Here is a 6,381-nt window from a genome sequence, read left to right on the forward strand (position 1 = left end):
GGTGGGGGAGGGCCGCACCGTTCACGACGTACCAGCAAGTTGAGGCCCGGAGGAGGGCGTGATGGGTCGGAAGCGTCAGCAGGGGGAGCCTCAGCTCAAGCCTGAGGCCGCGTCCCAGCCCCAGCTTCTGCCCCTCGCAGACGACCCCCGGCAGGATCTCCGGGCCGACTGCGGGAGTTGTTTCGGGCTCTGCTGTGTCGCCCTCACCTTCGCCAAGTCCTCGGACTTTCCCGTCAACAAGGCCGCCGGTACCCCCTGCACCAACCTCCAGCGGGACTTCCGCTGCGGCATCCACCAGGATCTCCGCACGAAGGGCTACTCCGGCTGCACCGTCTACGACTGCTTCGGTGCGGGGCAGAAGGTCTCCCAGGGCACGTTCGACGGCGTCGACTGGCGGCAGGGCGACAAGCCCGCCGCCCGCCAGATGTTCGAGGTGTTCCCGGTGATGCGCCAACTCCACGAACTGCTCTGGTACTTGACCGAGGCTCGAGATCTGACCCAGGCTCGCTCGGTCAGGCCGGACATCGAGCGCGCGCTGGAGAAGACCGAGCGCCTCACCGATGGCACCCCCGCCGAAGTCGCTGCGACGGACGTCGCCGCGCACCGCGAGGACGTAGGCGCCCTCCTCCTGCGCGTCAGTGAACTCGTGCGCGCGGACATCCGCCGGAAGAAGAAGGACCGCAGGGGAGCCGATCTGTTCGGCGCCAAGCTGAAGGGTGCCGACCTGCGCGGCGTCAGCCTCCGCGGCGCCTACCTCATCGCGGCGGACCTGCGCGGCGCGGACCTCAGGCAGGCTGACCTCATCGGCGCGGACTTCAGGGACGCCGACCTGCGCGGCGCGGACCTCACCGGCAGCATCTTCCTGACCCAGTCGCAGGTGAACGCGGCGAAGGGCGACGCCGACACCAAGCTGCCGCCGGCCCTGAACCGCCCCTCGCACTGGGTGGCGTAACGGCCCCGGCGCCCCTCACGCGTCACACTCGACGACCGTCCGGCACAGCCCGCACCGGGCCCGGATCCGCCTCCCGGCAGGCACCCGGATCCGCTGCCGGCAGGTGGGGCACGGGAACGAGACCCGCAGCGCGCCGCCGCTCCCGCTCCCGCCCCCGCTCCCGTCGCGGGAGAACGCGTACGAGCCACCCCGGGGCGAGCCCTCCGCGGAGCCGTGATCCTGGGCGTACCGCCGGTCCTTCGCGTACCGCCGCCGCCCCGCCCACCCCGCGGCCGTCAGCGGCGGCTGCTGCTCGTCGCGCCGGGCCTCGGCAAGCCCCTTCGTGTACGCCGTGTACGCCTGTGCGCTGGTGAACCACGTCTCCGGTGCCTCGCCGAAGGCGATGGCCCGCTTGGCGAGTACGTACCCGAACTCCTCCGGCGTGAGATAGCCCAGCTTCTGCGACGAGGCCCCGTCCTCGCGGTAGGCGTCGAGGAGCAGCCACCCCGCGCCCAGATAGGTCGTGGCGGTGTCGGTGAGGATCTCGTTGTCGCGGGTCCCGGGAAACTCCAGGTCGAGCCGGTGCAGATAGACGTGCATGACCTCGTGGGCGAGCGCCGCGCCGATGTCCCGCCGGTGCGTGCGGAACCGGTCGTTGAGCTCGATGAAGTACTCGGGCCCCGCGGCGAGTTCGACGTACGCCGCGTGCTCCATCTCGCGGAAGCTGACGATCATGCGGGCGTCGGGGAGGCGCAGATGGCGCACCATCTCCCGGGCGACCCGCTGCACGCCCAGGTACAGATCGTCCTGGTCGCTGAAGGCCACGTCGGCGGGGGCGACGCTGGTGTCGAAGGTGTGGACGGTGTCGTACGACAGGCGCTTGTACAGCGCGGTGATCGCGGAACGCACCGTCTCCAGATGGGGATAGCCGTGCTGCACCGGCCCGCCGTCCGCCACGCGCGCACCCCCTGAAGACGGTTTGACCGACTGGCCCCGTCGCGTATCGGTTCGCCTCGACTTCGCCTCAACTCGACTCCACTGTAGGGCGGATCCCCGCATCCGGAACCAGCCCACGCGGAGCCCTCTGGCTGAAAACCGGCCCTTGCTCTATGCGGACACCGATCTCCATAATCCGCAACAACGCTTTGGCGGGCTCATGCCATCCACGCGCACCCTGTGGGGACGGTAAGGGCCCGTCACGCGTGCAACCCCCCACGAACCCCCCACGAAGGGAAGCCCGTTGAACACCAAGCTGCGTGGAGTGACGAGAGCCGCCACCCTCGGTGCCATCGCCCTTGCGACCGCCGTCAGCCTCCAGCCCGCCGCCCAGGCGGCCCCGCACCCCGGCCCCAACCCCGGTGAGCGTGTGGTCGGCGGAACCCCCGCCGATCAGGGCGAATTCCCGTTCATGGTCCGTCTGTCGATGGGCTGTGGCGGCGCGCTGTACGCCCAGGACATCGTGCTGACCGCCGCCCACTGTGTGGACGGCTCCGGCGACAACACCAGCATCACCGCCACCGGTGGCGTCGTGGACCTCGAGAGCCCCGACGCGATCAACGTGAAGTCCACCAAGGTCCTGCAGGCCCCCGGCTACAACGGCAAGGGCAAGGACTGGGCGCTCATCAAGCTCGAGAAGCCGATCGACCAGCCCACGCTGAAGATCGCCAAGGACGACAAGCTCAACAACGGCGAGTTCGACATCGCCGGCTGGGGTGCCGACAAGGAGGGTGGCGAGCAGCAGCGCTACCTCCTCAAGGCGAAGGTCCCGTTCGTCAGTGACGCCGACTGCGAGGCCGCGTACGGCGCCGACCTCACGCCCGGCGAGGAGCTCTGCGCCGGCCTCCCCGAGGGCGGCACGGACACCTGCCAGGGTGACTCCGGTGGTCCCATGTTCCGCAAGGACGAGGCCGGCGAGTACATCCAGGTGGGCATCGTCAGCTGGGGCAACGGCTGCGCGCGGCCGAAGTTCCCCGGTGTCTACACCGAGGTCTCGACCTTCGCCGCGGACATAGAGAAGGCGGCGTCGGAGCTCTGATCCCCGGAGCCTGACGAGCACCGAAGAGCTTGACGAGCACCGAAGAGCCTGACGAGCACCAAAGAGCCTGACGAGCACCAACACAAGTACGGCGCATCATGAGCACAGAGCGGGGCCGGGCCAGTCGGTGGTCCGGCCCCGCGTCGTGCGCGGCGGCCGACCGGATGCCGTTAGTCCAACACCTGTCCCCCCTTTGTCCATGGGCGCACAAGTCCCGCCCGGCGCAAGGTGATCGACACCGAGAACCGTCCCAGGAGGGGTGCCATGGTGTCGTCAGAAACGTCCGGGCCGAGCCGCAGAGCCGTCGTCGCCACGGGAGCGCTTGCCGGTGTCGGCGCGGCCGTGGGCCTCGGCGGCACCGCGTTCGCCGGGCCCGCCGCGGGCGAGACCGTCATCCGCTCCGCCACGCTGGAGGTGCGCGTCGCCACCGACTTCCCGCGCATCGTGTCGTACAAGGATCGCGCCACGAACGCGGTCCTGTACGCCCAGTCGGAAGCCGTCACCACGCTTCTGGTCGACGAGAAGGAACACACCCCGAAGGTCGCCCACACCGCGGGCGAGGACCGTGTCGCGTACGTCCTCACGCTCGGCGGCGGCACCACCATCGCCGTCGAGATCGCCGTCGAGGGGCGACAGGCGCACTGGCGGGTGACGGAGATCGCCGACACCGACGCCCTGCGCGTGGGCACCCTGCGCGTCCCCGGCCTCGCCCTGCTCTCCGTACGCAGCGACCAGGCGGGAGCCACGCTGCTCGCCGCCAAGGTCCAGCTGGACAAGGCCAAGAGCGGCGACACCGAGGTCAGGCCGACGCCGGACAGCGCCGCGGAGGCGGCCACCGGATGCGCGTACGCGGTGGTCGCGCACGACAAGCTCGGCGGCGCGGTCGAGACCAACACCGTCTGGGACAAGCCCACCACCGAGGCGGGCACGACCTGGGAGAACGGCCGCCTCTGGCGGCAGACCGTCAAGCGGGACGGGTACGTGGAGGCCCGCCTCACGCCCGGCCAGTGGACGCACCGCGCGGCGACCGCGCCCGCCGGGGACACCGAGCCCCTGCCGTACGCCACCGTCGTCGTCACCGGCGACCGCAACGGCGACGGCAAGGTCGACTGGCAGGACGCCGCCATCGCCTTCCGCGACATCATGGTGAACCCGCTCGGCGCCGACGACCAGCACCTGCGCGTCGTCCCGCACATCCCCTTCAACTTCGCCTCGCAGGCGACGAACCCGTTCCTGACGACCCTGGACAACGTCAAGCGGATCAGCCTGGCCACGGACGGTCTGCGGCAGTACACCCTGCTCAAGGGCTACCAGTCCGAGGGGCACGACTCGGCGCACCCCGACTACGCGGGCAACTACAACACGCGCGCGGGCGGCCTCGACGACCTCAATACGCTGGTCCGCGAGGGCAAGAAGTGGAACAGCGACTTCAGCGTGCACGTCAACGCCACCGAGTCGTACCCCGTCGCGAACGCCTTCTCGGACACGCTCGTCGACAAGGCCAACGAGCAGTGGGACTGGCTCGACCAGAGCTACCGCATCGACCAGCGCCGCGACCTCGTCTCCGGCGACATCATCAAGCGCTTCGCCGATCTGCGCGCCCAGACCGACAACGCCCTCAACACCCTCTACATCGACGTGTTCCGGGAGTCCGGCTGGACCTCCGACCGGCTCCAGCGGGCCTTCCGCGAGCAGGGCTGGATCGTCACGTCGGAGTGGGGCCACGGTTTCGAGCGCTCGTCGGTGTGGTCGCACTGGGCCACCGAGCCCGACTACGGCGGCGACACGTCGCGCGGCATCAACTCCCGCCTGATCCGCTTCATCCGCAACCACCAGAAGGACGTCTTCGCCGACAAGTGGCCCACGCTGCTCGGCATCGCCCGCATGGGCAACTTCGAGGGCTGGGTCGGCAAGACGGACTGGACGTACTTCTACGACCTGATCTGGACCGACTCGCTGCCCGCCAAGTACCTCCAGGCGCACCCCATCAAGTCCTGGGGCGAGCACGAGATCACCTTCTTCGGCGACCCCGGGACGACCGTCTCCGACACCGGCGGCACCCGGCGCATCACGACCGACGGCCGTGTCGTCTACGACGGGGGCAGCTATCTGCTCCCCTGGGAGCCGCGCAAGGCCACCGATCCCGCCAAGTTGTACCACTACAACCCCAAGGGCGGCAGCGGCAGTTGGCAGCTGCCGAGGGGCTGGGCGGGCCTGTCCAAAGTCTCCCTGTACCGGCTGACCGACCAGGGGCGGGTCTTCGTCGCGGACGTCCCGGTGAGCGGCGGCAAGCTGACCCTCGACGCCAAGGCCAAGCAGCCCTACGTCCTCTACCGCTCGCGTGCGGAGGCCGTGCCCGACGCGGACTGGGGGCAGCAGACCCCGCTCCACGACCCGGGCTTCAACTCCGGTTCCCTGGACGGCTGGAAGGTCTCGGGCCCCGCGTCCGTCGAGCTCAGCGAGCTGGGCGACCACGAGCTCGTGATCGCCTCGGGCGGCGCGGCGGCCGTCGGCCAGCGGCTGAGCCGCCTGAAGGCCGGTACGTACGTCGCGTCCGTGCAGGTGGAGGTGGGGGCGAAGGCGGGCGATGAGCGCAAGGCGAGCCTGGAGGTGCGGACCGCTGACGGGGTCACGGCGGCGAACTGGACGCGGACGTCGACGGCGGGGAATTACGTCGCCGCCGACCGCAAGCACGGCACGCGCTTCCAGCGCATGTTCACGTACTTCACCGTGCCCGAGGGCGGGGGCGCGGTGGAACTGACGCTGCGGGCCGAGGCGGGGAAGGCGCGCGTGCGGTTCGACAACGTACGGGTCGTCGCGGGCCACGCCGGGTCGCCGGCCCGCGGTGTCCTCGCCCAGGAGGACTTCGAGCATGTCCCGCAGGGGTGGGGGCCCTTCGTGAAGGGTGACGCGGGCGATGTCACCGACCCGCGCACGCATATCGCGCAGCGGCACGCGCCGTATACGCAGCGGGGCTGGAACGGAAAGGCGATCGACGATGTCGTGGACGGCGCGAACTCCCTGAAGTCGCGGGGCGAGAACGCGGGTCTTGTGTACCGGACGGTGCCGCATACGGTGCGTTTCGCTCCCGGTAAGCGGTACCGGGTCTCTTTCCGGTACGAGAACGAGAAGGCGGGGCAGTACGTGTGGGTGACGGCGGTTGACGCGCCGTCCTCGCGGGAGACGGACCGCAAGGAGCTTCCGGTGGCCACGGAGCCGACGACTCTCACGTACGAGTTCACGGCTCCTGCCAAGGGGGAGGCGTGGGTGGGCCTCCGCAAGACGGGGGACGACGGCAAGACGGAGTTCGTCCTGGACGGCTTCGAGGTGCGGGAGGTGTAGGGCTGGGAGGGGGGAGGGCCCCTGCGGGGCCCTCCCCGAACGCTCCTGCCTCAGCCCAGCACCACCCTCCCCC

Annotated in this window: 4 protein-coding genes; 3 read left to right on the forward strand and 1 reads right to left on the reverse strand. The window is 70.2% G+C overall.

Going from position 1 to position 6,381, the window contains the following annotated elements; translation table 11 throughout:
* Nucleotides 1-61: 61 nt before the first annotated feature.
* Complete coding sequence (locus tag E2651_RS39985) at nt 62-952, forward strand: pentapeptide repeat-containing protein (RefSeq protein ID WP_135336186.1); 891 nt, start codon at nt 62-64, stop codon at nt 950-952.
* 15 nt (nt 953-967) lie between these two features.
* On the opposite strand, the gene E2651_RS39990 is transcribed toward E2651_RS39985, so the two are convergent.
* Nucleotides 968-1,888, reverse strand: coding sequence for a hypothetical protein (locus E2651_RS39990; protein WP_135336187.1), 921 nt, complete (start codon nt 1,886-1,888; stop codon nt 968-970).
* 283 nt (nt 1,889-2,171) lie between these two features.
* Here E2651_RS39990 and E2651_RS39995 point away from each other — a divergent pair, with 283 nt between their 5' ends.
* Together E2651_RS39995 and E2651_RS40000 are read left to right on the forward strand one after the other, a co-directional pair.
* Nucleotides 2,172-2,966: a serine protease gene (locus E2651_RS39995; RefSeq protein ID WP_135336188.1), complete on the forward strand. Its 795-nt coding sequence runs from the start codon at nt 2,172-2,174 to the stop codon at nt 2,964-2,966.
* A 264-nt stretch (nt 2,967-3,230) separates the two neighbouring features.
* Nucleotides 3,231-6,308 (forward strand): endo-alpha-N-acetylgalactosaminidase family protein, encoded by a 3,078-nt coding sequence (locus E2651_RS40000; protein ID WP_135336189.1) that lies wholly within the window; start codon nt 3,231-3,233, stop codon nt 6,306-6,308.
* The last annotated feature ends 73 nt before the right edge of the window (nt 6,309-6,381 follow it).

It is taken from the genome of Streptomyces sp. MZ04, assembly GCF_004684775.1.
GTDB lineage: Bacteria > Actinomycetota > Actinomycetes > Streptomycetales > Streptomycetaceae > Streptomyces.

Excerpts from the sequence above, each read along its gene's own strand:
- E2651_RS39985 (WP_135336186.1), top strand. The coding sequence starts at position 62 with ATGGGTCGGAAGCGTCAGCAGGGGGAGCCTCAGCTCAAGCCTGAGGCC.
- E2651_RS40000 (WP_135336189.1), top strand. The coding sequence starts at position 3,231 with ATGGTGTCGTCAGAAACGTCCGGGCCGAGCCGCAGAGCCGTCGTCGCC.